At 66.7% G+C, this 26,406-nt stretch carries 25 protein-coding genes; 9 read left to right on the forward strand and 16 right to left on the reverse strand.

Features of this window, described 5'->3' with window-relative positions:
* The 5 genes from ACZYZF_RS25070 to ACZYZF_RS25090 form a co-directional block, all read right to left on the reverse strand.
* The gene (locus ACZYZF_RS25070) at nucleotides 1-639 is read right to left on the reverse strand and encodes a TetR/AcrR family transcriptional regulator (protein ID WP_463747748.1); all 639 of its coding nucleotides are present in this window, start codon (nucleotides 637-639) and stop codon (nucleotides 1-3) included.
* A 24-nt stretch (nucleotides 640-663) separates the two neighbouring features.
* A complete protein-coding gene (locus ACZYZF_RS25075; RefSeq protein WP_463747749.1) occupies nucleotides 664-1,302 on the reverse strand; it encodes a glycoside hydrolase in 639 nt (212 codons plus the stop codon).
* Nucleotides 1,303-1,374: 72 nt separating this feature from the next.
* Nucleotides 1,375-2,496, reverse strand: a complete 1,122-nt coding sequence (locus ACZYZF_RS25080; RefSeq protein WP_463747750.1) for a patatin-like phospholipase family protein — start codon at nucleotides 2,494-2,496, stop codon at nucleotides 1,375-1,377.
* Nucleotides 2,493-3,599, reverse strand: coding sequence for a ComEC/Rec2 family competence protein (locus tag ACZYZF_RS25085; protein WP_463747751.1), 1,107 nt, complete (start codon nucleotides 3,597-3,599; stop codon nucleotides 2,493-2,495). The genes ACZYZF_RS25080 and ACZYZF_RS25085 overlap by 4 nt, the downstream gene beginning before the upstream one ends.
* Nucleotides 3,600-3,607: 8 nt before the next feature.
* Nucleotides 3,608-5,635, reverse strand: a complete 2,028-nt coding sequence (locus tag ACZYZF_RS25090) for a CHAT domain-containing protein (RefSeq protein WP_463747752.1) — start codon at nucleotides 5,633-5,635, stop codon at nucleotides 3,608-3,610.
* 311 nt (nucleotides 5,636-5,946) lie between these two features.
* Between ACZYZF_RS25090 and ACZYZF_RS25095 the strand changes: the two genes are divergently transcribed.
* Both ACZYZF_RS25095 and ACZYZF_RS25100 read left to right on the forward strand, forming a co-directional pair.
* Nucleotides 5,947-7,146, forward strand: a complete 1,200-nt coding sequence (locus ACZYZF_RS25095; RefSeq protein ID WP_463747753.1) for a hypothetical protein — start codon at nucleotides 5,947-5,949, stop codon at nucleotides 7,144-7,146.
* 70 nt (nucleotides 7,147-7,216) lie between these two features.
* On the forward strand, nucleotides 7,217-8,554 hold the full coding sequence (locus ACZYZF_RS25100) for an acyltransferase family protein (protein ID WP_463747754.1): 1,338 nt from the start codon (nucleotides 7,217-7,219) through the stop codon (nucleotides 8,552-8,554).
* 60 nt (nucleotides 8,555-8,614) lie between these two features.
* Here the strand turns inward: ACZYZF_RS25100 and aceA are convergent, their stop codons facing one another.
* Nucleotides 8,615-10,897, reverse strand: coding sequence for an isocitrate lyase ICL2 (gene aceA, locus ACZYZF_RS25105; protein ID WP_463837136.1), 2,283 nt, complete (start codon nucleotides 10,895-10,897; stop codon nucleotides 8,615-8,617).
* Nucleotides 10,898-11,016: 119 nt separating this feature from the next.
* On the opposite strand from aceA, the gene ACZYZF_RS25110 reads away from it, so the two are divergent.
* A complete protein-coding gene (locus tag ACZYZF_RS25110; RefSeq protein ID WP_463747755.1) occupies nucleotides 11,017-11,412 on the forward strand; it encodes a DUF4267 domain-containing protein in 396 nt (131 codons plus the stop codon).
* Nucleotides 11,413-11,419: 7 nt separating this feature from the next.
* Here ACZYZF_RS25110 and ACZYZF_RS25115 read toward each other — a convergent pair whose 3' ends face one another.
* The gene (locus ACZYZF_RS25115; RefSeq protein WP_463747903.1) at nucleotides 11,420-12,685 is read right to left on the reverse strand and encodes a spinster family MFS transporter; all 1,266 of its coding nucleotides are present in this window, start codon (nucleotides 12,683-12,685) and stop codon (nucleotides 11,420-11,422) included.
* Entirely contained in the window at nucleotides 12,678-13,532 is an 855-nt protein-coding gene (locus ACZYZF_RS25120; protein WP_463747904.1) for an SDR family oxidoreductase, read from the reverse strand. The genes ACZYZF_RS25115 and ACZYZF_RS25120 overlap by 8 nt, the downstream gene beginning before the upstream one ends.
* A gap of 174 nt (nucleotides 13,533-13,706) precedes the next feature.
* Between ACZYZF_RS25120 and ACZYZF_RS25125 the strand changes: the two genes are divergently transcribed.
* Nucleotides 13,707-14,627, forward strand: coding sequence for a DUF7159 family protein (locus tag ACZYZF_RS25125; RefSeq protein ID WP_463747756.1), 921 nt, complete (start codon nucleotides 13,707-13,709; stop codon nucleotides 14,625-14,627).
* Nucleotides 14,628-14,643: 16 nt separating this feature from the next.
* Here the strand turns inward: ACZYZF_RS25125 and ACZYZF_RS25130 are convergent, their stop codons facing one another.
* The 4 genes from ACZYZF_RS25130 to ACZYZF_RS25145 all read right to left on the reverse strand — a co-directional run bounded on the left by ACZYZF_RS25130 (nucleotide 14,644) and on the right by ACZYZF_RS25145 (nucleotide 18,783).
* Nucleotides 14,644-15,960: a Dyp-type peroxidase gene (locus ACZYZF_RS25130; RefSeq protein ID WP_463747757.1), complete on the reverse strand. Its 1,317-nt coding sequence runs from the start codon at nucleotides 15,958-15,960 to the stop codon at nucleotides 14,644-14,646.
* Between the two features lie 6 nt (nucleotides 15,961-15,966).
* The gene (locus ACZYZF_RS25135) at nucleotides 15,967-16,527 is read right to left on the reverse strand and encodes a hypothetical protein (protein WP_463747758.1); all 561 of its coding nucleotides are present in this window, start codon (nucleotides 16,525-16,527) and stop codon (nucleotides 15,967-15,969) included.
* Nucleotides 16,528-16,708: 181 nt separating this feature from the next.
* Entirely contained in the window at nucleotides 16,709-18,214 is a 1,506-nt protein-coding gene (locus tag ACZYZF_RS25140) for an AMP-binding protein (RefSeq protein WP_463747759.1), read from the reverse strand.
* Nucleotides 18,211-18,783: a TetR/AcrR family transcriptional regulator gene (locus ACZYZF_RS25145; RefSeq protein WP_463747760.1), complete on the reverse strand. Its 573-nt coding sequence runs from the start codon at nucleotides 18,781-18,783 to the stop codon at nucleotides 18,211-18,213. Before ACZYZF_RS25145 ends, ACZYZF_RS25140 begins: the two co-directional genes overlap by 4 nt.
* 89 nt (nucleotides 18,784-18,872) lie before the next feature.
* On the opposite strand from ACZYZF_RS25145, the gene ACZYZF_RS25150 reads away from it, so the two are divergent.
* Genes ACZYZF_RS25150 through ACZYZF_RS25160 form a run of 3 tightly spaced genes read left to right on the forward strand, consistent with a single transcriptional unit; the run spans nucleotide 18,873 to nucleotide 21,368 of the window.
* On the forward strand, nucleotides 18,873-19,709 hold the full coding sequence (locus ACZYZF_RS25150; RefSeq protein WP_463747761.1) for a mycofactocin-coupled SDR family oxidoreductase: 837 nt from the start codon (nucleotides 18,873-18,875) through the stop codon (nucleotides 19,707-19,709).
* Nucleotides 19,706-20,890 (forward strand): cytochrome P450, encoded by a 1,185-nt coding sequence (locus ACZYZF_RS25155; protein WP_463747762.1) that lies wholly within the window; start codon nucleotides 19,706-19,708, stop codon nucleotides 20,888-20,890. Before ACZYZF_RS25150 ends, ACZYZF_RS25155 begins: the two co-directional genes overlap by 4 nt.
* A 19-nt stretch (nucleotides 20,891-20,909) precedes the next feature.
* Nucleotides 20,910-21,368, forward strand: coding sequence for an SRPBCC family protein (locus ACZYZF_RS25160; RefSeq protein WP_463747763.1), 459 nt, complete (start codon nucleotides 20,910-20,912; stop codon nucleotides 21,366-21,368).
* Here ACZYZF_RS25160 and ACZYZF_RS25165 read toward each other — a convergent pair.
* From ACZYZF_RS25165 to ACZYZF_RS25175, 3 genes are all read right to left on the reverse strand, one after another.
* On the reverse strand, nucleotides 21,355-23,028 hold the full coding sequence (locus tag ACZYZF_RS25165) for an acyl-CoA synthetase (RefSeq protein WP_463747764.1): 1,674 nt from the start codon (nucleotides 23,026-23,028) through the stop codon (nucleotides 21,355-21,357). The two genes, ACZYZF_RS25160 and ACZYZF_RS25165, sit on opposite strands and share 14 nt — an antisense overlap.
* 85 nt (nucleotides 23,029-23,113) lie before the next feature.
* Nucleotides 23,114-23,551 (reverse strand): hypothetical protein, encoded by a 438-nt coding sequence (locus ACZYZF_RS25170; protein WP_463747765.1) that lies wholly within the window; start codon nucleotides 23,549-23,551, stop codon nucleotides 23,114-23,116.
* A 112-nt stretch (nucleotides 23,552-23,663) separates the two neighbouring features.
* The gene (locus ACZYZF_RS25175) at nucleotides 23,664-24,050 is read right to left on the reverse strand and encodes a hypothetical protein (protein ID WP_463747766.1); all 387 of its coding nucleotides are present in this window, start codon (nucleotides 24,048-24,050) and stop codon (nucleotides 23,664-23,666) included.
* Between the two features lie 90 nt (nucleotides 24,051-24,140).
* Here ACZYZF_RS25175 and ACZYZF_RS25180 point away from each other — a divergent pair, with 90 nt between their 5' ends.
* On the forward strand, nucleotides 24,141-24,941 hold the full coding sequence (locus ACZYZF_RS25180) for a ketosteroid isomerase family protein (protein WP_463747767.1): 801 nt from the start codon (nucleotides 24,141-24,143) through the stop codon (nucleotides 24,939-24,941).
* A 74-nt stretch (nucleotides 24,942-25,015) separates the two neighbouring features.
* The gene (locus ACZYZF_RS25185) at nucleotides 25,016-25,579 is read left to right on the forward strand and encodes a hypothetical protein (protein ID WP_463747768.1); all 564 of its coding nucleotides are present in this window, start codon (nucleotides 25,016-25,018) and stop codon (nucleotides 25,577-25,579) included.
* A 13-nt stretch (nucleotides 25,580-25,592) separates the two neighbouring features.
* Here ACZYZF_RS25185 and ACZYZF_RS25190 read toward each other — a convergent pair whose 3' ends face one another.
* The gene (locus ACZYZF_RS25190) at nucleotides 25,593-26,363 is read right to left on the reverse strand and encodes an SGNH/GDSL hydrolase family protein (RefSeq protein WP_463747769.1); all 771 of its coding nucleotides are present in this window, start codon (nucleotides 26,361-26,363) and stop codon (nucleotides 25,593-25,595) included.
* Between the last annotated feature and the right edge of the window lie 43 nt (nucleotides 26,364-26,406).

The raw sequence follows: 26,406 nt of genomic DNA on the forward strand, positions 1-26,406 counted from the left end.
TCAATCGTCCGGCCGGGTGACACCGCGAACCAGGGCGACACAGAGGGTGGCGCATTCGGCCGCGAGTTGCTCGGGCGTTTCGGCGGGATCCTCAACCCAGGCTTCGATGATCTGGTTCACGCCGCCGACCATGAACTGTGCTCCGCGGCGCAATTCGGCCGGGCTCGGAGCCGCCGACTGCAGCACATCCGGGGCGAGCTGGATGATCAGGCCGGTGATCATCTCCAATATGTGCGTGCGGTGCTCGGTCAGTCCGGTGACGCTGCTGACATCTCCGGTGGCGATGCGGTGGATGTGCGGGTCGGCCGCGATGATCTCGAGAAATGCGGTGAGTGCGGAGCGGAGTTTGTCGGTCAGTGTGCCCGGGTCGCCGACGCCGGCGTTGACCAGCGCGGTCAGCAATTGATCCCGCACGTCGTCGGAAATGGCGAACAGCAATGCGTCTCGGGTCTCGAACTGTTCGTAGAAATAGCGTGATGTCAGCCCGGCGGCGCTGCAGACGGCACGGACGGTCACTTCGGTGATCCCGGATTCGCCCCAGATCTGGCGTCCGGCGGCGAGCAGCTTGCTCCGTCGTTCGGTCCGGCGGTCGGCCGCGCTGATGCCGCCGTATCCGCGCACCACCTGTACGCGCTTCATCGACAGCACCCTACATTCGGCTTCCTAGCGGCTCATCGATCCCATGAAATAGGTCTCGTGCCCGGTGGGATATCCGCCACCGTCGGTGGCGATGTGCACATGGTCGAAGTGGTTGGCGGTCTCGTTGCCGTAATCCGCGGTCCAGTGCGGTGCGCCGATCCCTGGATAGAGGCCCTGACGCCAGATCACGTGCAGCACGCCCCAGCGTTGGGCGTTGGCCAAGGCGAAACCGGCGATCTGATTGCCGAGCGCGATGCCGTCCTTGGTGTGATAGTTCGGGATCATCACATCGATCGCCAGACCATTGGGGTGCCACTTCAGCGCGTCCTGGCGATACCCGCCGATCGTGGTGATCTCGGGGAACATCACGGCAATGGCGCGGGCCACCCAGATCGTCTTGATTTGTAACCCGCTCTCGGGTGCCGGACCTTTCGGCAGGGAGAACTGAAAGTCGCGGGCCGCCACGGGCGCACTGGCCGCCACCAACTCGGCCTGAGCTGGCACTGGTGCCGGTTGCTGAGTGCTGGGCGGTGCTGCCGACGGGATCTCCGGGCAGCAGTCCGCCCCCGTGTTCTGCGCGTACACCATGCCCGCAGCGAGGGTGACGGAGGCGGCAAGCGCCAGCAAGCGTCCCCGGCCGCCGGCCAACAGTCGTTTCCCCACGGCAGCAATCTACTGCGGTCGCCGCTGCGGCGGGCAATCTTCGCCATCCGTGTGGTCACTGACCATTAGCTGTCAGCCCACGCCGTCGGTCGGGTACGGATACCCGGGCGGGTCGGAAAGCCCCGGGTCGAAATAGCTGCGCAGGGCTGCATCGCAGGCGGCATAACCCCAATTGACCAGTTGCCGGCGCAGAGTCGGATCCAGCTTCTTCAGCCGCGTGGGCGTCCTGGACAGGAGCTTGGTGGCCGCGTCGGTCGCGGGCAGCGCCGGACTGCGTCGCGGGAACCGTGCGTACTCGGTGTTGATGGCCATGAAGGCTCCGCGACGTTGCTTCGACGCCAGCAGTCCCACGATCTGACGTCGACGTAACCGGCGGACCTCGACATCGACCGTGTCCAGGACGCGCAACGTGGCGCGCACCCAGTCTCTTTTGGGGTTCGGGTCGACCTTGAACGTGCCGCCACCGTCGCTGACGAAGACCGTGGCGCATCGCTTCACCACGGGCTCCAACCCGAGGTTGTCGAAAACACCGCCGTCGGTGAGTTGCAGAGTGGGCTTGCCCGGGATGTCGAGCAGGTTGGGTGACAGAAACGGGGGGAAGGCCGAACTGGCGGTGACGGCATGGGCGATCGGGAGAGTCGGGTTGGCGATGGACTCGGTGCGCCAGTCACGCATGTACGGTTGGCTGAACCGCCACGCCGATCCATTGCTCAGATTGGTCGACAGGATCACGAATAGCGGCCCCTGACCGTTGTGGGGGAGGTCCTGCAGCGTCGCACCGTGGAACAGGTGCTTGTCATACGCGTGCTGCACCCGCCGCGAGATCCGCCCGGGCATCAGCAACCCGCCCAGCACCGCCGGGCGGTCGACGGTGTGGCCGGCCAGGTCCATCACCGGCTCCTCGACCTCGCCTACGAAATTGCCTGCGACACCATCGTTGTCGAACTCGAGACGGTGCCAGGCCAACCCCAGGACGGCGGCCGTGACCGAACCCCCGGACACCGAGGCCACCCGGGTCAGCCGGGCCAGCCATCCGGTCTCGTTCAGTCGGCGCAGGGTGCCCAGGTGAAACAACATGGCCCGGAATCCGCCGCCGGACAGGCACAATCCCACACCGTCGCGCGGGCCGACGGTCGGCAGGTCGAGGACATCAGGCTGATCGCCGTCGTCGGTAATGCTCGTCGGCTCCGTCATGCCGTCGCCGAAACCCGTAGTCCCGTGCGCCCGTTCGCCGGCAGGACGAATTTGGCACCGACATCGGCCGCCCGCGCCTGCCACGGCTCCGTGAACTCGCTGCGGTAGTTGCAGTAGAACGTGGGAGGGTGAGCCGAGCCGATGATGATCCGCGCGATCGCGGCGTGATCCGGATGCGCGAAGTTGTCCCCGTTGGTCGAGATCAGATACCTCTTGGCGGCGATCGCGTCGACCAGTTCCGCGGTGACGTTGGCCCGGCTTCCGTGGTGCGGAAGCTTCACCAGATCCAGCCGAACTCGTTCCTCGCCAACCGTCGTGGCGTACTTGGTCAACGACTGCACGAGTACATCGGAGTGGGCGTCGGCGCCCAACAGGGCGCGCCGGCCGTCATATTCGACGATGAACGCAATGCTCGATCCGTTGGCCTCCGAGTTGTCGGCGGTCGACGCCGTCGCCATCTTCCGCAGAATCTGATCGGTGAGCTTGTCGGGCAGCGGCGGGACTTCCTTGTGGCGTATCGGTGGTGTCCGCGCTTCCAGCGGGGTTCCCTCGCCGGGCACCAGACCCGCTGCGGTGACCACCGATCGCCATTCGGTCGCCATCTTTTTCAGCTTCTGCCCGGTAGGGGACAGCAGATGGATGGCGGCACCGCCGGGCAGTTCGATGACAGGAAGCTCCGTACCTGAGGCCGAAACCACGACCGGCCCACCGACTTTGTTGCTGACCCGGTTGGGGAAAGGTTTGTTCCAGCGGAACGGGCCGTCGTTGATCCGCTGGGTGAGCCGCTCGCCGTCGACGGGCCCCAGCACGCTGCCGCCACGTTCACAGTGCACGAATCCGTTGAACCAGATGTCACGGATCCGGTGGCTCAGATCCGGATCGGCGAGAATCTGCAGGCTGCCACCGATGTGATCCTCATCGACATGGGTGATGACCATCGCCTCGTAGGTGTGGTCGGGCCGGGCCTTGAGCCGTTCACGCACGGCATCCCAGGAACGTGCGGTGCCGCCGTCGATCAGAATCCGGTGCGTGTCCGCCGCGGTGCCGTACTCGACGACGAGGGCATCGCCGTGACCGCCGGGCAGCATGTCGATGGCCAGCATGACTTCTCCTAACCGACCAGCTTGAGGTCGATCTCACCGACGGCGACCAGTAACAGACCAACCAACAAGCCGTTGGCGACCAGATCGCGTCGGGCCTGGGTCAAGGCCGATCCCAACGTGAGCCCGCCGCCCGCCGCATTTGCGAACAGTGCAGAAACGACCGCGACAGCGGCTTGGGAAGCCTGCTGGCCCTTGAACTTCGTCAGTGTCGCCACCACCGCCGCAGCGCCCATGCGAATGAATGTCGCGGGCAACGCTCCGAAGACGTCACCGGATATCGCGGAGTCGCAGGCGAACAGCAGCACGATCGGTGCGGGACTGGTGGCGACTCCGAGCTCACGTTCCGAGATGTCCGGTTGGGACAGGGTCGAATCCTTGCCGATCGCGATCCGGAACTCGGACTGCGCCTGGTCGGTGTGGCCCAGCACCACCAGCAGTTGCGGACTGGTCTGCTTCACCGCGGTACGCCACCTCGGCCACGTCTCCACCCGTGTGCAATCGGTGGAACCCACGCGCTGGGTGAGCGCGGACTGCAGGAGTTCCGAAGGCAATTGATTTGCCGGACTGCCGATGTCGGCGCGATTGGCGGCGGCGTAGACGACGGGCCGCAAAGCCAGTTCGGCGAGTTTCGGGCGCGATTCGGTGGCGGGCACGGGGCCGAAGCGCACCGTACGGGCGATGACGCGGTTCATTCCCCAGAACGCCCACGGGCACACCCGACGCCTGGAGCGCCGCCGTGTGCACGGTTGATTGGCAGCCTGGCCCACGCAGTCGCAGAGGGACGCAGTCTCGGTCGGAGTAGGGCCGTCGTAGGCGAGCTCGAGGGGCAGGAGCGACCCGTCGTATCGCACCATCACGGAGATGGTGCGGGCGTCCCGCAGGCCGAGTTCACCCAGTTTCTTGGCGAATTGGCTGCCGCGCCGGGCGAGCAGGATCAGCAGCCGCACCGCTTCTGGATCGGTGATCGATCCAGGAGCGGAGTCGGTGCCCAAAACCTGCGAAGCCACCTGCTCGAAGGCCTTCGACCAATTCTCCGCGCCGGCAAGGGGAATGCCGTCGGAGTGATCGGTCCCCTGTAGGGACAGCGTGACGCCGTTGTCGTCGAGCGCGACGTCCGCACCGGTGACCTCGGTGGGCTCAGATGGCGAGCTCAGGCCGATCGGCCAGAACTGGACCTCGTCGTCGGGCAGTGCGCTGCTGCGGACGACGGCGACGATCCGGCCGGCACGGATCGGCCGATTTCGGTACAGGACAGTGATATTCAGCTGCAGAATCGTCCCGTCGTCACCGGCGCGGACGGGAAATGCCGCCGTGGTGCTCGGGCGGGTGCGGTCCCGCGGTAACACCATGGGCCGGGTGGCGTGAAACGTTCCGTCGTCGCTGGTGACGTCGATGACCAGATCGGCCGCTCCGTCCGCGTCGAATTCGACGTCGTCTTCGTCGAAGTCGATGCCTCGCTGACCGGGACGGGGGACGGCAATCCGCACTGCGAGCGTGTGGTCCTGCCCGGGCGTCAACACCGTGCAGACCGCGCCGTCGCGGAAGATCTCGGCGATCAGCCGGCGGGGTGTCTCCGTGTCCGTGTCCGTGTCGGTTTCCAAGGGAGACGGCTGTTCCTGGACGCCAAGGTCGGGTTGGTCCAGCGGCGCCATGTGGACCACCACCTCCCCGCCGAGGTCGCCGTAGCCCTCGATCAGGTCCCGCCAGCCGTCGTGTGCGGTGTCGAAGGCTGCCGCGACATCCGGCATGGAGGCCATCACCTGCAGACCGGTGATGTGATCCCATTGCGCCAGCCGAACGGCATCTTCGGCGGTGGCCACTCGGACATAGAGCGCCGAGACGTCGTGGTCGTGGGCGTGTATCACGGTCTGCCGCCACGCGGTGTGGAGCTGCGGCGCTATTCGTGCCGTCAATTCCAGGTCCGGTGCCACCCAGTACGGTGGGTCCGTTGGCCCGCCGGGACCCGAATCCGCGCACATCTGGATCAGTTTGTCGAGGCTGTCCAACAGTTTGTCGACGTTCAACTGTGGTGCCAACGAATCGTTTCCTGCCAATAATCCGGCAGCGAACAATACGTCGACAGGTATTGTTTTGCCGGAGGTCATTGCCGGAATCTCCTACTCGACGGGTCGATCAAGAACTGCACTGAGTATCCATGGGTATGGCTCGTCTGTCCGTCATTCAGATGAGGTACGGACATTCTTCGAAACAATCTATTTCTGCTTGCAAATACATGACATTCAGCCATTTATTGATGCGGCAGAACAATGGCGTGCCGCAATTTCTGATCGGTACCCGGGGTGATCTCTGTGCCGGCCGGATGTCCGGCGGCTCCTAAACTGCCAGGATGCTCACTCGGGCGCGGACGATAGCCGCGACGCTGGCGGTCGTGCTCGCACTGGTGTCCTTGGCCCATGTGCTTTACCTCGGGTTCGGCCCACTTCCGGACCGCGCCGAGCGTCAACTCGGATTCCTCGACGCAGCACTGGCATCCGGCCGTGACACCGAAATGCAGGGGCTGTTCCCGGAGGGTGAGTACTTCACCAGGGTGCTGACCGGTCTGGCCGAGGCCCAACTCGCCGCGCAGGTCGGCTCGGACCCCCGATCCTCCGGGTATGTCGCGCGGGCCCGAACTCGGCTTGCCGCCATCGAAACCCCGGAATCCGTGGCGGTGTTCGGCCGCGGAATGGTTCCGGAAAACGGGATTTTCGCGGCAGGCTGGTCGCTTGCCCTGGCCGTCGCGATCGCGCGGGCGTCGGACTCCGATGCGGACCGCGCCGCGGTGCTGGAGCGGGCTCACGTGGTGCATTCAGTGCTGGAACAATCGGATTCACCGTTTCCCCCCAGCTATCCGGGCCAATTCTGGCCGTGTGATTCAGTCGTGGCAGCGGGAGCGCTCGCCCAGGCGATCGCGATGCTCGATCTGCCATGGCGCGAGGATCTCGCCGAATGGCGGTCGCGGGCACTGGCTGCCGCGGATCCGGACACGGGTCTCCTGCCGCATCAGGTTGATGACCGCGCCCACACCATCGCGGCACCACGAGGGTCGTCCCAAGCCATCGTTCAGACTTTCTGGCCTGCGGTCAATGACGTGGTCGGGATCAAAGATGATCAGTGGCAGCAGTTTTCGGACCTTTTCGTTACCAGCAAGGCCGGAATGGCCGGAGTTCTGGAGTATCCGTCCGGCACCGGCGGTGATGCGGATGTCGACAGCGGTCCGTTGATCCTCGGGGTGAGCCTGAGTGCATCGGCGGTCGGGTTGGCGGCGGCGCGAGCCAACGGCGACGCTGACCTGGCCGGCCGGCTGACCCGGCAGGTCGAACTGATCGGGGTGCCGGTGGGTTTACGCACCACGCGATATCTGTTCGGCGTCCTCCCGGTGGCTGATGCGTTCATCGTGTGGGCACGCACCGTGCCCGCGGGTGAGGTGGCGCTGAATGCGGGCTCGGGGCGGTCGGCGTGGTTTGTGGTGTGGACCGTGCCCTCGGTATTGCTGCTCGTGGCGGGACTGGCGTTGTGGCCGGGCAGACGGCGGCCGGGAAAATGACTCGGAAAACTCGGGAAACAAGGTAGGACTACGCATCCCTTCCCGACCGATCGCCCGGCAGACTGAACCCATGCCAAGCCCCGAAGTGGTGCCGTCGGTAGATGCCGTGGTGCACGACACCAAACCCGACCGCGACCGCGCCGTTGACGTGGCGCGCCTCGGCGCCCTGCTTGTGGTGATGTTCGGCCACTGCGCCCTGCTACTGGCCACCATCGACTCGGGCGGTGTGCGGGTCGGCAACATCCTCGGCGCCTTGCCGTCGCTGGCCCCGGTCACCTGGGTGCTGCAGGTGATGCCGCTGTTCTTCATGGCCGGTGGGGCCGCGGGTGCCTACAGCTGGCACGACGGACGCTCCTGGGGAGAATGGCTGCTCGCGCGCGCCCAACGGTTGTGCCGGCCGGTGTTCTGGTACCTGGCCATGTGGACGGTGGTCCTGCTGGTGGTGCGCGCGACGATGGGAGCTTCATCCGCGTCGGCGCTCGGGCGCGAATGTGTGGCGCTCCTGTGGTTTCTGGGTGTCTACCTGGTGGCGCTCGCCTTCGTCCCGGCGCTGATGCGCCTGTCCACCGGCCGGGCGTTCGCGTGGGTGATAGCCGCATTGCTTGCCGGGTCCGGGGTGGTGGATGCCATCCGGTTCGCAGTGGGAACACCCGAGGCGGGCACTGCCAACCTGATCATCGTCTGGCTGATACCGGTTGTGATCGGCGTGGCCTACGCGCGTCACGTGATCTGCGCGCGACGGGCGTTGGGAATCGCGATCATCGCGTTCGCGGTGCAGGTAATCGTCGCTCTCACAGGTATTTACGACGTGTCCCTGGTTGTCACCGGAACCGAACGGGTGTCCAACGTCTCGCCGCCGACACTGCTGCTGGCACTGCACTGCATCTGGATGCCATGCCTGTTCATCGCCGCCGCGGACCCGATCCGGCGCTGGGCCGCCCGTCCGCGCGTCTGGCGCATCGTGGCGACGGGCAACGGGGGAGCCATGACGCTGTACCTGTGGCACATCCCGGTGATCGCGGTCGCCGCATTCACCTTGCACGCCGTCGGTCTCGATGCCTTCGATCCACACGCTCCAGGGTTCTGGGCCCACCTGGCTTTGCGCGCAGTGGTTTTCGCCGTTCTCATGGCGGTTGCCTTCCGTCTGCTGTCACCGCTGGAACACCTCCCTCTGCCGTGGTGGGACAGCCGGGTCCAGATCGGCGGGGGCCGGTCGGTGCTGACCGGTGCGCTTCTGTGCGTCGCCGGTGCCGCGTTGACTCTGATGGCCAAGAACGGGCTCGACGGTGTGCTGGGTTGGTCGGCGCTCGGCGGGTTCGTCATCGCTGCGGTGGTCGCGCGCGTGAGCGCAGGGCGCCCGGATCCATCAAGGCCCACGGGTAACCGGTTTTCTACTCGAGGGTCGTGACCCGCGCGAGCCACGACCCGGCGGTAGAAACCGGCGCAGTACTACGCGGCCCGCCGACCCTCAGTCCTCCTTGCGGATCAACCGTCCCAGGGCCTCACGATCGGGTGCCAGCAGTTCATCGATGCGGGCCTGGTTCACGTCGGCCACGATGATCTCGCCGACCTCCTGGTACACATCGCTGAAGATGCCGTGCGCCTTCATCTTCTCGGTCTGATAGACGTTGTCCTCCGTCGGCGTCACGTAGTAGACGATCTCTGGCTTGAACCGGTGGATGAGCCACACGTGGATCAGGTCCATCAGGCGCTTCTTGCGCAGCTTCTCGGCGAAGGTGTTCTGGTCGCGCACCGTCAGGATGTTGCGGCCATGCCGGTCTTTGATGGGGTCGACGACGACGTTGGCCAACGGGTCGTCACCGTCGCCGTAGATACCGAGGTCGAGTACGTCCGACCCGGCGCGGCGCGGCCGCAACTGCACCCGCAGGTTCTCACCGATCTTGTAGTAGTCGCCCCAGATCGCCAGCCACTCTTCGAGGAGTTTCTTGGGCACCTCGGTCTGCACCAGATGCTGGTGTTGCGTGGAACCCGCGCCCATCGCCTTGGTGGTGGCGGTACGGCCCGACGAGGCGGCCAGGGCGGCGTCGCTGCGTGGACCGCCGACCAGCGTCTGCGGTGTCCGGTAAGGAGATTCGACCAGACGCATCTTGCGTTGCAGCCGGGCCAGTGCCAGCATGCCCTCCTGTCGCAGCGACGTCGCGAACTCCTCGCACGCCACGCCGTCGACCTGATGGCCGCCGTAGGTGATGAAGTTGAAGACGAACCCCATCTTGCCGAGTTCCTCTGGGAACGCCCGCATCTCGTCATCGGTCATGCCGGTGGTGTCCCAGTTGAACGACGGTGACAGGTTGTAGGCCATCATCTGGTCGGGGAACTCGGCGTGGATCGCATCGGCGAACTGCTTGGCATCGGCCAGATCGGCGGTCTTGGTCTCCATCCACAGGATGTCGGCGAACGGCGCTGCCGCCAGCGACTTCGCGATCGCATACGGAATGCCGCCACGAACCTGGTAGTAGCCCTCGGGGGTCTTGACCCGCTCGCAGTCCCAGGCCACGTCGGCGCCGAGTTCGTGCGCCTTCTGTTGCGCCGTGTACAGCGATGCCCGCGCAGCGAAGACGCGCCAGTCAGCCGCGCTCATCGCAGCCGGCTCGCCCTCGCGTTCTCGGAACTCTAGAAGTTCGGCGACCGCCTCGCCGTAGGTGTTGAGTCCGGCATCGTCCTGCCACGCCTCCACGAACGCCGACTCGACCTTGTCGAACAATGAATCGACCGAATCGCCGGTCCGGTGGCCCTTCGCGGCTTCGTCGATCGTGTTCGTGATGCCCTGGCGTTCCAGCCAGGCGTCGGCGGTCGCGTACTCGCCCTCGGGAAGTGCATAAAGCAGGTGTCCGTTGAGCTCGGTGACGCCCTGGTTGTAGAACCGGCGCACCATCGCAAGGAAACACGACTTGTAGGTGGGCACCGACAGATTCGTCGCCCCGAGCAGGAACGGCTGATCCCGCTCATCTGCGCGACCGTCGAGGAGGTTGGCGGCCTCGGCATCGGTGCGGGCCACGATGATGCCGGGAACCCGCATGATGTCCAGCTGGAACCGGGCCGTGTTGAGGCGTTTGATCTGCTCATCCGAGGGCACCAGCACCTTGCCACCCTGGTGGCCGCACTTCTTGGTGCCGGGCCGCTGATCCTCGATGTGGTAACCGGGCACCCCGGACTCGACGAAGCGGCGGATCAGGTTGCGGACATGCGGATCGCCACCGTGACCGGTGTCGGCGTCGGCGATGATGAACGGCCGGTAGTCGACGACCGGGGTCGTCGCGCGCTGCTCCGGCGTCATCCGCAACCGCAGGTACTGCTGATTGCGGTCGGCGGTCAGTAGCGCCCGGACCAGGCCGGCGGCCTCGTCGGGCACCTGGCTCAGCGGATAGCTGGCCAGGTCGGGCCCCGGATCTTCACTGATCGAGCCCTTGGCGGAGGTGGCCCACCCGCCCAAGTAGATCCCCTCGATGCCCATCCGTTTCATGACCACCGCCTGGCCCGGTGAATACGGACCGAAGGTGGTGATGCTCTTCTTCTGCGCGAACAGTTCGCGCAGATGCGGAAAGAACGCGGTCGCGGCCTCGCGGGCGACCGGATAGTCGGACGGGATCGTGCCGCGTTGCTCGGCGACCTGACGTGCCGTGTACAGCCGGATGATGCCCTCGAACCGAGGACTGTCGATGTAGGCCTGGGTGGCTGCGACATCACTCTCGAAAGACGAGTCGGTCTGTGCGTTGGCTTCGATTGTGGCCATGTGTGCGCTCCTGAACTCGGGTACCCCAATCATTGCTGGCAAGTTGCGGCGCCGGAGCCGGTTGGGAGATTTCACAGGAGTTCCCCGTGCGGCGGACCCGACGTTCTAGGCTGCACGCCATGTCGATCGACCGGGCCGCACTGGCCGCCGGTGCCATCCGATTCGCGTCGGGCGTCTCGTTTCTCGTCGACCCGAAGCGGGCCGACCGGTTATGGGGCGGGCGGGAAACACCTGACGCAACCGCGCAGCTGATGTGGCGGTCGATGGGATATCGCGATGCGCTGATCGGCGGCCTGCTGCTGGCGGCGGGACTACGCGGGAAGGACACGCGCGGCTGGTTCCTGGCCTCCGGCGGCGCCGACGCGGCCGACCTGCTTGGCGGCGTGGCGGTCCACGACCAGCTGCCGCGGTCGCAGCAGGTCATCGGCCTCGGGGGAGCCGTGGTCGGCATCGCCGTCGGGCTGTGGGGCGCCACCCGCCGCCGAGAGCGTAGGCCGGACCGGGCGGCAGACTAGGTCGGGCCTATTCACCCGCCTCGACGATGTCGCTGCGGTACCAGCGGGCGGCGACGAGATAGCAGCCCATGGCCAGCAGTTGCAGCGCCGGAACCAGGATCAGCAGGGCCCGGCCGAGTGCGTGTGCGCCGAGATCGGCGGTCAGCGCGTCGCTGATCAGGCCCGTGACGAACGGGCCCACAGACCCGAGAGTGGCATTGAAGAACAAGAACAAGGCCGACGCGGTCGCCCGCTGTCTGGGCAGCACCAGACGCTGGATTGCGGCGATCGACGGGGCCAGATATGCCGTGCCGATGACGTAGCTGAGCGCCAGGAGCCATACGCACGCGAGGCGACTCTCGACGGTGAAGGCGAGCACCGAGGCGGGCAGCAGCACCGCCGTGGTGAGTACCACGATCCACAGCAGCCAGCGCGCGTCGCGCAACGCCAGCCGATCGGCCAGCCGGCCCACGATGAGCAGTCCCAGCACCCCGGCCAGTCCGGTGGCCAGGCCGTACTCCCACCCGACCTCGCTGAGCGACATGGACCGGGTGCGCATCAGGAAGGCCGGGGAGAAGGTGGTGAGCGAGTAGCCGGCGGCCGAGACGAATGCGGTGCCGCCTACGACGGCCAGGAAGCTGCGCTTGCGTAGCAGCGCCCACCACTTGACCGGCGGGCCGTCCTCCGCGACTGTCGCGACCGGCAGAGTCTGGCGTGTGCCGACCACCATCAGCACCAACGGGGCGAAGACCACGCTGAACGCACCCATCGCCACGAAAGCCGTTCGCCAGCCGAGGTTCTCGGCCAACAGGCCACCGCCGATCAGGCTGGCGCCGCTGGCCAGTGGGATCGCGAAGGTAAGCACCGCAAGTGGCGCCGCGCGACGCGACGGGGCAAAGTTGCGGGCCACGTACGCGTGTGCGGCCGGGGTGCTGCCCGCCTCGCCGACCGCTACGCCCACCCTGGTGAGCGCGAGCTGAAAACCGGATTGCACGGCACCGCCGAGCATGGTCATGGTGCCCCACAGGGTCAGGCAGGCGGCGATCACCGCGCCGAACGCCCCACGGTCGGCAACCCGTGCCACCGCGACGCCGAGCACCGCGTACACGATCAGGAAGCCGAACCCGTTGATCACCCCGATTGCGGTGTCGGACAGGGCGAGTTCGTGTTTGATCGGCTCGGCCAGGACCGAGGGCAGGAACCGGTCGACGTAGTTGAGGGTGCCGACCAGGGTCAGCAGTGCGACCGCCGCCCAGGCGCGCCGTGGTCCGTGTACGTGGCCCGGCTCAACCATGTCGTACGCCGCGGGCAAACCGCCAAAGATACCGCGGCAGCCGGCGCAGTGGCACAGCCTTCGGCCAGTCCTGGGGACGGAAGAAGGCGTCGGAGCCACCGTCGACGAAAATCACACTGCCGCAGAGGAAGTCGGCAGAGTCCGACAGCATGAAACACATCCAGTCGGCGAGGTGGCCGGCGTCGCCGTATCCGCCGATCGGTACCGGGAACCTCCGCACGGCGGCGCCCTCGCGCGGATCGGCGAGTTGGGCCTGCAGGAGTGGCGTCAAGATCGCGCCTGGGGCCAGGGCATTCAGTCGGATACCGGCACCGGCCCAGGCCGCGGTGACCGCATTGACCCGCAGCCAGCGGCTGACCGCTATCTTGGAAGCCGCGTACATGATGGCCGACCCGTTTCGCCCGAACAGGCGCAGCGAGCGGATCGCCCTGTCGGTGTCGCGCGCCAACAGTGCCCGAATTGTCCGGCGCGGAACGATCGGTACCGTCGTCGTCGAATTGCTGGAGATCACCACGACTTTGGCGCGGTCCGCGTTGGCCAGCGCGGGCCGCCAGGCCTCGAGTAGCTCGACGACGCCGAGGAAATTGACCTCGGCGATCAACCGATTGCGGTCCGCGCCGGGGCCCGGGCCGAGCCCGGCCGCCAGCACGGCCCCGTCGAGCACTCCGCCGCACGCCGCCAGCACGCCGTCGGCCGCCGCTCGGCGGCCCTGAGGGGTGGACAGATCGGCAACCACATCGCCCTCTTTGAGGTCCACACCGATGACGGCGTGCCCGAGGTCCTGGAGCCGCTGGGCGGCCTGCAATCCCATACCGGATGCGGACCCGGTGACCGCGTATGTGCCGATGATCGTCTCCTTGCTGCCCGATTCCGGGCTGGTTCGGCGGCAAAAATAGCATCCAGGTGAATTCTGGGTGCCCAACCGGTTACCGACCCCTTCTCCCGGATGCCGACGCCTGCGGGGCGACTTACGCTCGTCGCGGCCGGGTGCCGGTCACGCGAGAGGAATCGAGGTCGCAGGGTGAGGACAGTGCTGGGGCTGTCGGTGACTTCGCACGGCATCGCCTGGGCCCTCGTCGGGGGCGATGACCGCACCACAGATCTCACCCCGCTGGATGACGACGCCTTCGATGTCGACGACGCCGATGATGTGACTGTCCGGGCCGTCGCCGCTGCCCGCAGCGCCCAGGCCATCGCGGCCGCCAGTGGTCAGAACGTCGCCGCGATCGGCGTGTGTGCGCCCGGACTCGTCTCCGGTGACGGCCATGACGCCGTGCCCCAACTGCTCGACCTGCTCGCCGCCGCGGGATTCGACGATGTGCGGACCGTCCCCGGACGGTCCGGCACCACCGCCCGGGCCGCCGCAGTGGCCGTCGCGACCAACGCGGTCGCCAGGACACCGAGGCCTGCCGCGTTGCGGACTCCGGCCCCGCGCCGGCACACCGCGGTACGGGCTATGGCCGCCACGGCTGCGGCGATCGCGACAGGACTGCTCACGGTCGGCTCGCAGTTCGTGGAACCGGCGCCGGGCCCGGCGCCCGACGACGCTTACATCTCCGCGGCGGCCGCCGAGCCGCAACTCGTCACCGTCATCACCCCGCGGGACGTGACACGTTCGGTGAGGGAGTTGCCGGCCGAGCCGGGAGTCTCGAACCAGGCGGCCGAACGGTCAGAGCGGGTGCCGGTCGCCGAACCGGTCGCGGTGGTCCCGGTTCCCGCCCCGGCACCGCCGCAGGCCCCGGCCGTGCCGATTCAGCAGCCGGTCGCAGTCACCGTCCCGCACCTTCCGGCAGCTGAGCCACACCTACCGGCACCCGCACCCGCCGCCGAACCGCACATTGCGGCAGACCCGTCGCCCGGGCCCGCACTGGCCGCGGTACCTCCCGCGGCAACACCGGGTCCTGCGCCGGCCGGACTGTGGTTCCTCGGCGCGATGCCGTAACCGGGACCAGCCGAAACTACGGCATGGTCGCCAGGTACCGCAGTCCCGACATGCCCGGCAGGAAGAAGTATGCACCACCCCGAAGTGTGGTGAAGGCCGGAATTCCCTTGTGCACTTTACGTATCGGACGTTTGGGGACCGTGAAGTCGAGGGTGCCGTCCTGGGTACCGCAGATCGGGTCGTGCTCGTTGCCCAGTTCGTGGAACGTCTTGTCGTTGATCCAGACGTTCTGCGCGAACTCGAACTGGCGCACGAGGTCGGCACAGACGATGAACGCTGCGATGCCGCGTTCCACCCCGTCGTCGGGCGCGCCGTCGGGCAGGGCGGGGCCGTAGGTGGCGCCGCGCCGGATCATCCGGCGGCGGTTCATGTAGTGCGCGGTGTCGCGTGGGTTGAGCCGGCGCGCATGCGACCCGAGCGGGCACGCATAGCCGAAGGGATCCATTTCCTTGTAGTTGAAATCGTTGTTGCGCGCCGGATCCGCGCCGAGCTCGGGATCATCGTGCTCGGGCGCCAACACCAGGGGCGCGCCGCTGCGCCACCGGCCCATGAACTTGGCGGCCAAGAGTTCCTCGGTCTCCGGCGAATCGGACCGCTCACGAAGGTAGTCCCGGAACAGCCCGACGTGTTCCTCGAGCCGGCGGTAAGCCAGATAGCTCCCGTTGCGGGACAACACATCCGGCTTGGGCAGGTTGGCGACGGGTCCGTCCTCGTCGGGGTAGCCGAGGATGAACTCTCCGGGCTCAAGCGGGGCGCCGGAACCCGGGGTCGGTTCCTCCCCGGATCCCTTCATCACCGGCTGGGACAGCCGGTCCCGGTATCCGAAGTGATCATGGGCGAAGTTGAACGGCGGGGTCGCGTTCAGGTCCAGGTACGACAGGCTGCGCACGCCGGGGGTTCGGTCGAGCAGCTTGTCGTGCTCGGCGATGGAGCGACGGTACTGTTCGTCGGTGCGCGAGAACAGGATCGCTATCGCATGCAGATCCTCACCGGCCAGGCCGCCGGACCAATGCTCGGGTGCGGCCTCGCCGGTGTCACCCAGGATCGAGGCGCGCTGCGCCATGCCTTCCCGGAACGCCGCGGGGAAGGTCGCCAGCGACTCCTCGTCGACACCGAGTGCCCGCAGTCCGTTCCAGGTGAACGCCAACGTGACCCAGCGGTCGGACTCGTCCATGGTGGCCGTCGCGTCCGTGGCCGAGGACACCTTGTCCAGCAGGTCGGTCAACCAGGCGCGGCCGCCCTCGCGGGTGTCGAACGTCAGGAACTCGTAGCGCCCGGTGATGGCCGGGGTACGGGTCAGCAGGATGTGCTGGATCTCGTCGAACTCGAGCACAGTCGGCTACTGCATCTGATCGAGCATGTTGGAGAAGGCGGCCTTGAGTCGCAGCGCTTTCTTGATTTCGTCGGCGGTGACGTAGGGGTACTCGCCGTATTCCAGGAAGCTCGGCACCTGGTGCGCCCGGACGAACTCGATGAATGCCTGAGGGTTCTCCTTCCAGTCCTCCGGGAACCCCTCCAGATTGGTGAATACCGTGGTGATGCCGGTGGCGCTGAACAATTGCACCGCGTCCTCGGTGTACTTGTCGAAGTCGGTGTCGAAGATGCCCTGGTATTGGAAATGCAGACCCGAGCCAACGTCGAACAATTGCCAACGCAAATAGTGCAGCCGCAGGGGCGCAAGCACTTCGGGGCTGGCGGCCACGGCGGCCTCGATCTGCTTGCCGTAGGCGCGTACTGTCTCCTCGCGGCCTTCCTTCACCTTTGCGATGATGGAAAAGCCATGGCACGCAGGTGTTCTCGGGTAGGTAGGGCCGTATCGACCCTCCTTGAGTTCGAAATAGCCTTCCGGTGGGATGGCCATCGCGGCGGGCTTGGTCCAGTCAGGGTCGTTGGTAGTCATACGGAACCCCCAGGGTCGTCAGATAATGCCGAACGCTAGCACCGTGCTGCCGTGCGAAATGCGGATTCCATTGACGCACCGTTAAATTTGCCGAGGTATTTGGTGGAAAACCCGGAAAACGCCCGTGATCGGCGTAGTGTCCGATGTGTCGGGGCCGTTGAGGGGTTGGCCAAGGCAATCACTACTTCTCGGCGCCATCCAGAACTGCAGTGCGAGCGAAGGCACGAACCCGGTCCTTGGCGACCTTGCCGTTACCGGTCAGCGGTAGTGCCTCGGTGAACAACACAACCCGTGGTCGTTTGAAACCTGCGATCGTGCCACGCACGTGGCTGATCAACTCATCAGCGGTCGGCCGGCGCCCCGGCGACGGGACGACCACCGCGCAGACCGCCTCGCCCCAGTAGTCATCGGGAACCGCGACCACAGCGACCTGGTCCACGCCGGGATGACCGGACAGGGCGTCCTCGACCTCGCGGGAGGACACGTTCTCACCGCCGGTGACGATGATGTCCTTGAGCCGGTCGACGATGAACAGACGTCCATCGGTGTCGCTGCGGCCCATGTCACCCGTGCGTAGCCAACCGTCCTCGGTGCTGGCCTCGTCGGGCCAGTAGCCGGGCGTCACCTGTGCACCGCGTACCACGATCTCGCCCACCTGCCCGGGCTGCAGCAATGCGCCGTCTGTGTCGGTGATGCCGATCTCGACGCCCGGGTGCGGATAGCCGGCACTGGTGAGCAACTCGGGATGGCCCGCGGCGCCGGCGCGGTGGTCGTCGGGGCCGAGAAACGTGATGTTTCCGCCGGTTTCGGTCATCCCGTAGCCCTGGTGGAAGTCGACGCCGAGAGTGTCGATGGCCCGACGCAGCAGATCCAGTGGCATCGCGGCGGATCCGTAGGCGATCGCGTCGAGCGTGGGCAGATCGGTCCCGGTGCGCTCGAGATGGCCGAGAAGCGAGTGCAACATGGTGGGCGCCAGCGAACACGACGTCACCTCGTGGGTACGTACCAGGTGCGCGAAACCTTCGGGGCGGAACTGGGCGCACAGGACGACCGTCGCGGCGACCGCATGCTGCACCAGCATGTTGTAACCGGCGATGTGGCACATGGGAAACGGCAACAGGTACACCCCGCCGGGCTGCACCGAGCGGCCCGCCACCGAGCCCCATACTGCGGTGAGGATCGAACGGTGGCTGTGCACAACAGCTTTCGGGACGCCGGTGGACCCGCTGGTGAACAGCAGCCAGGCGGGATCATCGGGCTCGGGGTCGGCTTCGATGGGGAGTTCGGCCGCGGGTGCTGCCCGCCACTGGTCGGATTCGAATGCGACGGCGGGCGCTCCGGTGTGTGCGAGAGCCGACAGATACCGCTCGTCGCCGAGCAACAGGGTGGGCCCGGCGGTGGCCAACTGTGCGGCCTGTTCCGCCGGGCTGAGACGCTGATTGATCAGCGTCAGGACGCGCCCGCTTCGCGGCACCCCGTAATACAGCTGGGCATAGGCGACGCTGTTGTCGGCGACCACGGCCACTCGGTCACCCGGTGCGGTCCGGGCCGCCACCCACCCTGCGACGCCATGGATCTGGCGGTCGAACTCGGAAAAGGTCGAGGTGGTGCCGTCGTCGGTCACCACGGCCGGGCGCTGCGGCGCGCCGGCGGCAGACGCCGAAACCAGTTCGTGCAGAAGGCTCATGTCGGATCCCCCTGGGGCAGCTCGAATCGGTCCAGATAGCGCCGCACGAAATCCTGGGCCTCGGCGTGCCCACGGCTTATGCCGAGCCCCCGCTCGAGCACCAGGATCCGGGCCAGGCTCGCCACGATCATCGACATGACCACGGGCGGGAACTCGTCGGTGTCGACCCCGTGCGCCCGTAGCGCCGAGCACATCGCGGCCTCCTCGAGGTCGCGGAACCGGTCGGCATAGCCGGCGATCTCGCTGCGGATGGCCTTGCGGTGGTTGGCCAAAGCCATGAACTCCATCCACAGTGCCGCGCCCTGGGTGTTGTTGAGGTCCCACAGCGCGTGTAGAGGGGAGTCCTCGGCGAAGGCCTCCTGCTGGGTGCTCAGGTTGGTGTCGGCGCCGGCGGCCAGGACCGCGATGAACAGATCGTCCATGCTCGGGAAGTAGTAGTGCACGAGGGCGGGTTTGACGCCGGCCCGCGCGGCCACCCGCCGCGAGGTCGCCGCGGCGTAACCCTCCTCGAGCATGACCTGGGCGGTGGCCCGGATCAGGGCTCGGCGGGTGGTGCTCGGCGGGCTCACCGCACCCTTGACCACGCGCGGCGACGGCTGCTAAACATGGCCTGAGTGTAATTATTGGGCGATCGCCCAATGTTGGCGGAGGGTGGGGAATGACCGGACGGGTCGACGGCAGGGTCGCACTGATCACCGGAGCGGCCCGGGGGCAGGGCCGCAGCCACGCGGTGCGGTTGGCGGCCGAGGGTGCCGACATCATCGGGTTGGACATCTGCGCAACGTTCGATCGGTCACCGGCATCGGGAGCGACGGCAGAGGACCTGGCCGAAACGGCCGATCTGGTGAAGAGCCTCGGCCGGCGAATCGTCACAGCCGAGGTCGACGTACGTGATTTCGGCGCGCTCAAGACGGCCGTCGACAGCGGCGTCGAGCAACTGGGCCGGCTGGACATCATTGCCGCCAACGCCGGCATCGGCACCACCGGGGTGAAGCTGGACCGGATGGACGAGGACCTCTGGCAAGAGATGATCGACGTCAACCTCAGCGGTGTCTGGAAGACGGTGAAAGCCGGTGTGCCCCATATCCTCGCCGGTGGGCGGGGCGGGTCGATCATTCTGACCAGCTCGGTGGCGGGGTCGAAGGCCTACCCGTTCACCGGGCACTACGTAGCAGCCAAGCACGGTGTGGTCGGTTTGATGCGCAGTTTTGCCGTTGAACTGGGCCAACATTCGATCCGGGTGAACTCGGTGCACCCCACCCACGTGAACAGTCCGATGCTGATGAATGACACGACTTACCGGATGTTCCGGCCCGACCTGGAGAATCCGGGTCCCGACGACCTGGCTCCGATCTGCCAGACGTTCCACATGCTCCCGATCCCGTGGGTCACTCCCGAGGACATCAGCAATGCGGTCCTGTTCCTGGCATCGGACGAAGCCCGCTACATCACCGGGGTCACCCTTCCCGTCGACGCCGGCAGCTGCCTGAAATGACCGTCTACTACGACCCCTATGACGTCGGAATCGTCGCCGACCCGTATCCGGTGTACGCCCGCCTGCGCGATGAGGCGCCGATCTACCGCAACGAGCGCTACGACTTCTGGGCACTGTCCCGGCACGTCGATGTCGAAAGAGCTTTGTCGGACTGGGAAACGTTCTCCAACAGCCGAAGTGACATCCTCGAATTGGTCAAGTCCGATTTCGACATGCCGCCGGGCGTGATGATGTTCGAGGACCCGCCCATGCACACCCTGTTGCGCGGGCTGATGTCGCGGGTGTTCACCCCGCGGCGGATGGCCGAGATCGAGGATCAGATCCGCCAGTTCTGTGTGCGGTGCCTGGACCCGCTGGTCGGCTCGGGCGGATTCGACATCATCGCCGAACTCGCCTCGATGATGCCGATGCGGGTGATCGGAATGCTGCTCGGCATACCGGAATCGGAGCAGATCGGGGTTCGTGACGCCAACGACGCCAACCTGCGCACCAAACCGGGTGTGCCGATGAAGGTGGTGCGGGCCGACCGCATCGCCGACGGCCGGATTTACGCCGACTATGTCGAGTGGCGGGCCAACAACCCTTCCGACGATCTGATGACGGCACTGCTCAATGTTGAGTTCACCGACGAGTTCGGTGTCACCCGCAAGCTTGAGCGCAAGGAAGTGCTGCACTACACCCAGGTGGTGGCGGGCGCCGGAAACGAGACCACCGGCCGGCTCATCGGCTGGCTGGCGAAAGTGCTCGCCGAGCATCCAGACCAGCGTCGCGAAGTGGAACGGGACCGCTCACTGCTGACCCGCGCCGTCGACGAGACGCTTCGGTTCGAACCCACCGGCCCACACGTGGCACGTTGGGTGGCAAGAGATTTCGAGTACGACGGCACCACGGTGCCTGCCGGCAGTGCGATGCTGCTGCTGTTCGGGGCGGCCAACCGTGATCCGCGCCGCTACCGCAACCCCGACACCTTCGACATCCACCGCGACAACATCAGCCACCTGACCTTCGGCAAAGGTCTGCACTACTGCCTGGGTGCCAATCTGGCCCGGCTCGAAGGCCGGGTGGCCCTCGACGAACTGCTCAACCGTTTCCCCGAATGGGAGATCGACTACGACAGTGCGCAACTGGCACCGACCTCCACGGTGCGCGGCTGGGAGAAACTGCATCTCGTGGTTGGTTGACTGTGGTGAACTTGCTGCCGTGAGCATCTGGATCGGGCAGGCTCGGCGCACTGTCAGCGGTGAGGTGCCCGCACCACCGGAACAGGTGCGGGCGGTCTACGTCGACCTGGACCACATCTCGCAGGTACATCCACTGGTGCAGTGGGTGCGCAGCACCTCCCGGATGGAACTGGCCGACGGATACCGGCAGGACTATCAGGTGCGCGACCGAATCCCATTGGGGCCGCTGAATCTTCCGATCACCTACCGGGCCCGGCTGATCGTCCCCAGCGCCGGCGTGGTGACCGCACAGGCCAGACAGTTCCCACAGGTGCGGCTGGACAGCCGGGTGGACTTCGCTGCGACCGCGGCCGGAACCCGGATCACCGAAGAGCTGACCATCTCCGCGCCCAGGCCGTTGTTGGCGATCACCGTGGAGCAGGCGGTCGCCGCCCACGCCACGATGCTCGCCGAGATCGCTCGGGCTATGAGGCGCTGACAGCCTCGGCTTGTTCGGTCGCCACCGACTTGGCCCACCGGTAGTCGGCTTTACCGGCGGGGGAGCGCACGATCTGCGGTGACCGGACGAACGCCTTGGGGATCTTGTAACGCGCGATCGAGCTCTCGCACACCTTCACGAGTTCCTCGTCGGTGGCCGAAGCGCCCTCGGCGAACTGCACCACCGCGACGACCTCACTGCCCCAACGTTCCGAGGGACGGCCGACCACCACCACGTCGTAGACAGCCGGGTGGGCGGCGATGGCCCGCTCGACTTCCTCGACGAAGATCTTCTCGCCGCCGGAGTTGATGGTGACCGAGTCACGGCCCAGCAGCTGAATCCGTCCGTCTTCCAAGACGTTTGCGCGGTCGCCCGGAACCGACCAGCGCACCCCGTCGATGGTCGGGAAGGTACGTGCGGTCTTGGCTTCGTCGCCCAGGTAACCCAGCGGGATCAGGTCCCGCCGCGCCAGCCAACCGCCACCCTCACCGGGTCCGAGGACCCGGGACAGATCCTCGGCGACCACGCCGGTATCGGACTGGGCGTTGAACGTCGCGGCCTCGGATTCACTGCCCGCGGTGGAGAAGGTGCTCATCTGGGCGCCCGACTCCGATGCGCCGACAGCGTCGAGCAGAGTCAGATGCGGTAGTGCGGTCAGGATTCGCTCGCGCACGGTCGGCGACAGTGGCGCACCGCCGTTGGTGATCGTGAACAGGCCCGACAGGTCGTAGTCGCCCTTCTCGATCTCGTCGACCAGTGGCCGGGCGATCGCATCGCCGACCACCGGGATGCTCAGTACCCGTTCACGTGCGGCGAGCTGCAGCACGTTGTCGGGACGCATGCGCACCACATCGTCGGGAATGACGAGCTTGCCGCCCATGGTCACGGCGTTGTAGGCGGCCCACTGTGCGGCGCCGTGCATGAACGGCGGGATCATCAGCAGCGACAACCCGCCGCCGGCGTTGGCAGCCCGCTCGGCGAGTTCCTCGTACGAACCGATGAAGGTGTCGCTGCCGAACGGTCGGCCACCCATCGAGGACAGGAAGATGTCGTGCTGGCGCCACAGCACGCCTTTCGGCATGCCGGTGGTGCCACCGGTGTAGAGGATGTACAGGTCATCGCCGGACGGCGTCGGCATTCCCGCCTGCGGCGCAGGCGTTTTCAGGATGGTCTCGTAGTCCACGGCGCCCGGGAGAAGCTCGTTGCCGGACTCGTCGGCGACCTGGATGAGGACCTGGAGGTTCGGCAACTGGTCGCGGATCGCGGCCACCCTGGGCGCGAACTCGGCGTTGTAGATCACCGCGCGGGCGTTCGAATCGGTCAGCAGGTAGAGGAGTTCGTCTTCCACGTAGCGGTAGCTGACGTTGAACGGTGCCACCCGTGCGCGGTAGCTGCCGATCATCGACTCGAGGTACTCGTTGCCGTTGCGCAGGTAGATGCCGAGGTGGTCCTGACCCGATTCGTGCCCGGCCAGCGCGTCGCGCTCGGTGTGGGTGCCGAGGCCGGCCGAGACGAGGTAGTGGGCGAAGCCGTCGACGCGGGCGTCGAACTCGCTGTAGGTCAACCGGCGGTCGCGCCACACCAGGAAGGTCTGGTCGCCGATGGCTTTCGCCACCGTCGAGAACACTGTGGACAGGTCGAACTTCACGTCAGCGCTCATGGCACTCCTGGTGTGCACGGATTCGGGGCCCCACGACCATACACGGAGCATTCAGCTGTATGGCCGTCGGTGGGTGACCCGCGCCTCAGACCGGGAAGAACCCGTCTCCGGTCAATATGCCCGCCTGCCAGCCCTGCTCGCCGAGGCACAGCATCGGCCGGCCGTCGGGGGACTGCGCAGCCTCCTGCGGCCCGGGGCACGGCGAGCCGATCTCCTGCACACCGTTCAACGGATACGCGTAGGTCCAGAAGCCGGTGTAGACCGGCGGCCACTGGTTGGGAATCCACTTGCACTGCATCGCGGTGCCGCCCGGACCCCGTCCGAACACATTGCGCTCCCAGCTGAAGCACGGTGCGCCGTTCGAAGCCTCGTAGCTCATCCCGGGGACATCGGTGGGGTAGTGCCCGGGATTGTCCGGATACATGTTGCTGTTGTCGTCGGCGAGAGCACCCGGCGCGGCGGAAATCGCTGTCGCCAGTGCCGCCGCGGCGACCGCCGTCGTGGCGAAGAGTTCACGAATCATGTCCCACCCTCAGCATTGCCGGCCGCCGGTCGAATCAGGCCGGGCAGTTCGTTGACTTTGGGCCAGAATCCTAGCCGGTCCCGAAGGTCGACAGACGACATTCGGGCTGTTGTTACTCGCCGGTATCCGCGTCGAGCACGCCGACGGCGATGCCGTAGGGCAGGAACCGGACCCGGCGGCCGGGATCGGTATTGCCGGCATTGGCCCGCAAGGCCTCGAGCTCACTGGGATACACCTGCTCGATATGGGCGCCACCCGCCTCGTCGACGGAGTAGATGGCCCACACGCCATCGCCCTTCTCGCCAGTGGTTTCCGGCTCGGTCCTGGGCTGGGAGAAGCGGGCGAACTCATCGAGCAGCCCCGCCCAACCGCCGGCCTGGCCGGGCCTCGCGATGAACTTGCTCAACCCGTCGAGGGCGTCGCGCAACCCTTCGCCGGCCTCACGGGCGACGCGGTCGAAGTCCTCAGGGTCGAATCCGAACGGTCCACTGCCACTCATGGCGCTCTCCTCGGTGGATGTGGGCAATCTCAACGTGTCAAACACCAGTGTGCGCGCACGCGGCGGCGGGCGGGATGGTAAACGAACCATATGGCCTTCACACGGGACGACCTGCTAGCCACCGTCGAATTGTCACCGCAGGCAGCGGGTGCGCACGACCGTCGAGGATGGGTGGGACTGTTCGCTGCGGGCGGACAGGTCGAGGACCCGGTCGGCTCCCGGCCGCACCGCGGGCCCGCCGAGATAGAGCGGTTCTACGACACCTTCATCGCCCCGCGCGACATCACCTTCCACCGCGACGTCGACCTCGTCGCCGGCTCCACGGTGATCCGCGATCTCGAGCTCGAGGTCGTCATGAGCCCATCGGTCACCATGCGGATTCCGGCCTACCTGCGCTATGTCGTCACCGCCGGCCCGGCCGGCCCGAGGGTCGACCAACTCCAGGCGTACTGGGAGTTGCCCGCGATGATCGGACAGTTCGCCCGGGCCGGGCTCGGCGCTGTACCGGTCGGGCTGCGCCTGACCGGCGCGTTGCTGCGCAACCAGGGACCTACGGGCGCGGTGGGCTTCGCCAAGGGAATGGCCGGTGCCCGGCGGGCGGGCCGGCGGCTGGTCTCCGGGTTGCTCGACGACCTCTGCGCCGGCGACACGGTGGCGGTGCAACGGCGGTTGAACACCGAAACCGACGTCTACTCCGGCGACGACACCCCGCTGAGCACCTCCGGGTTGGTGGAACGCACCTCGGGTGCCTCCTGGCGCAAACTGATCGTGTCCGGGCACAGCCTGGTGGCCGGGCTGGACCGCGACGGTCGCCGGGCCGTACTGATCGCCGATCTCACCAGTGGGCCGCTCGCCGTCGCCCGGTTGCGATACTTCGCCGACGGGGCTTGAACGACGCGACGTGAACGCGCATTACGGCCCGGCTGCACCATCGCCACACACCGTCGTGAGACCGTAGACGGATCATGGCTGATCACGCTTTCATCACCTACGAGGAATTCGGACGCCGGTTCTTCGAAGTGGCGGTATCCGAAGACCGGGTCGGCGACGCCATCGGCTCGATCGCCGGCGACGCGTTCGAGATGGGGCCGATCGGCCAGGGGCCGGGCAAGATCGCCAAGGTCACCGCGCGGGTCAAGATCCAAAAGCCCCGGGTGAGCCGCATTGTGGGCGAAACCATCACGTTCTCCATCCGGATCCCGCTGGAGATCGACATGGTGATCGACCTACGCATCGACCGGCCCAAGTTCATGGTGTTCGGTGAGATCGCCCTGCGGGCCTCGGCGTTGGCGGCCGAGCCGCTCTTGTTGATCCTCGATGTGAAGAAACCGCGGCCGTCCGACATCTCGATCCACGTCACCTCCACGTCGCTGCGCGCCGAGCTGCTGCGCATCCTGGCGGGCGTCGACGCGGAGATCAAACGGTTCATCGCAGCGCACGTGGCCGGTGAGATCGACAGCCCGGCGTCGGAGCAGGCCAAGGTGATCGATGTCGCCAAGGAGCTCGACTCCGCGTGGGGCGGGGTCTGATCCTGGGCTTGAGTCAGGCGCTCAGACACATCAGGGCCGGCCGTCGGGCTGAGCGGCCCGAGCCGCCCGACCGGCCGCGAAGGTGACGCCACAGCCACGGCATCAGCATGTTCTGCGTCCACAGCACTTGTGAATAGGCGCGGGACCGAAACGACTGGATCCGGTCCGGGCCAGTTGTCAGGGCCCAATCATGGTTGCTGTCAGGCAGTCCGAGCGCTTCGGCGGCTGCTGCGGCGAACAGGCGGTGCCCCTGCGCCGACCCGTGGACCCGGTCGGGGCTCCAGGTCTCCGGTTCGCGCATCGACGGGGCCGAGTACAGATCGACGAGGTGGAACCCGTACCGATCGGCGGCATCGTTGATCGCGTCGTTGATCCGGACCACCCGCTTCCCGAGCAACCGGCCCACCGGCAGGATCTGGGTGATGTCAGGGAACGTGGTGGTGACGACGGTGGCCCCCGTTGCCGCGAGCCTGGCGTAGACGGTGTCGAGGTCGCCCAGAGCGCGGGCGAACGAGCGACCGGGCCGGGTCACGTCGTTCATGCCGATGCAGACGGTGACCAGGTCGGGTCGCATCGACAACGCGGTGGGGAGTTGGGTGTTCAGCACGTCGCCGATGCGATGACCGCGAACGGCGAGATTGGCATAACCCAACCCCGGATAGAGGCCGTCGAGGCGGACCGCGAGACGGTCCGCGAAGCCCATCAGGCCGATGCTGTCATCGCCATCCCACAGCCCTTCGGTCTGGCTGTCGCCGATGGCGACAAATCGGGTGAAACGTCGCACGTTGGCGACTCTAGCGGGGCCCGGCCCAGCCGCTTCGCGGGGA

The organism is Mycobacterium sp. IDUB_24 (assembly GCF_055419385.1).

What these genes read in the sequence shown, in the direction of transcription:
- ACZYZF_RS25070 (WP_463747748.1), bottom strand. Translation starts at nt 639, where the DNA reads ATGAAGCGCGTACAGGTGGTGCGCGGATACGGCGGCATCAGCGCGGCC.
- ACZYZF_RS25080 (WP_463747750.1), bottom strand. Translation starts at nt 2,496, where the DNA reads ATGACGGAGCCGACGAGCATTACCGACGACGGCGATCAGCCTGATGTC.
- ACZYZF_RS25085 (WP_463747751.1), bottom strand. Translation starts at nt 3,599, where the DNA reads ATGCTGGCCATCGACATGCTGCCCGGCGGTCACGGCGATGCCCTCGTC.
- ACZYZF_RS25095 (WP_463747753.1), top strand. Translation starts at nt 5,947, where the DNA reads ATGCTCACTCGGGCGCGGACGATAGCCGCGACGCTGGCGGTCGTGCTC.
- ACZYZF_RS25100 (WP_463747754.1), top strand. Translation starts at nt 7,217, where the DNA reads ATGCCAAGCCCCGAAGTGGTGCCGTCGGTAGATGCCGTGGTGCACGAC.
- aceA (WP_463837136.1), bottom strand. Translation starts at nt 10,897, where the DNA reads ATGGCCACAATCGAAGCCAACGCACAGACCGACTCGTCTTTCGAGAGT.
- ACZYZF_RS25110 (WP_463747755.1), top strand. Translation starts at nt 11,017, where the DNA reads ATGTCGATCGACCGGGCCGCACTGGCCGCCGGTGCCATCCGATTCGCG.
- ACZYZF_RS25115 (WP_463747903.1), bottom strand. Translation starts at nt 12,685, where the DNA reads ATGGTTGAGCCGGGCCACGTACACGGACCACGGCGCGCCTGGGCGGCG.
- ACZYZF_RS25135 (WP_463747758.1), bottom strand. Translation starts at nt 16,527, where the DNA reads ATGACTACCAACGACCCTGACTGGACCAAGCCCGCCGCGATGGCCATC.
- ACZYZF_RS25140 (WP_463747759.1), bottom strand. Translation starts at nt 18,214, where the DNA reads ATGAGCCTTCTGCACGAACTGGTTTCGGCGTCTGCCGCCGGCGCGCCG.
- ACZYZF_RS25150 (WP_463747761.1), top strand. Translation starts at nt 18,873, where the DNA reads ATGACCGGACGGGTCGACGGCAGGGTCGCACTGATCACCGGAGCGGCC.
- ACZYZF_RS25155 (WP_463747762.1), top strand. Translation starts at nt 19,706, where the DNA reads ATGACCGTCTACTACGACCCCTATGACGTCGGAATCGTCGCCGACCCG.
- ACZYZF_RS25165 (WP_463747764.1), bottom strand. Translation starts at nt 23,028, where the DNA reads ATGAGCGCTGACGTGAAGTTCGACCTGTCCACAGTGTTCTCGACGGTG.
- ACZYZF_RS25170 (WP_463747765.1), bottom strand. Translation starts at nt 23,551, where the DNA reads ATGATTCGTGAACTCTTCGCCACGACGGCGGTCGCCGCGGCGGCACTG.
- ACZYZF_RS25175 (WP_463747766.1), bottom strand. Translation starts at nt 24,050, where the DNA reads ATGAGTGGCAGTGGACCGTTCGGATTCGACCCTGAGGACTTCGACCGC.
- ACZYZF_RS25180 (WP_463747767.1), top strand. Translation starts at nt 24,141, where the DNA reads ATGGCCTTCACACGGGACGACCTGCTAGCCACCGTCGAATTGTCACCG.
- ACZYZF_RS25185 (WP_463747768.1), top strand. Translation starts at nt 25,016, where the DNA reads ATGGCTGATCACGCTTTCATCACCTACGAGGAATTCGGACGCCGGTTC.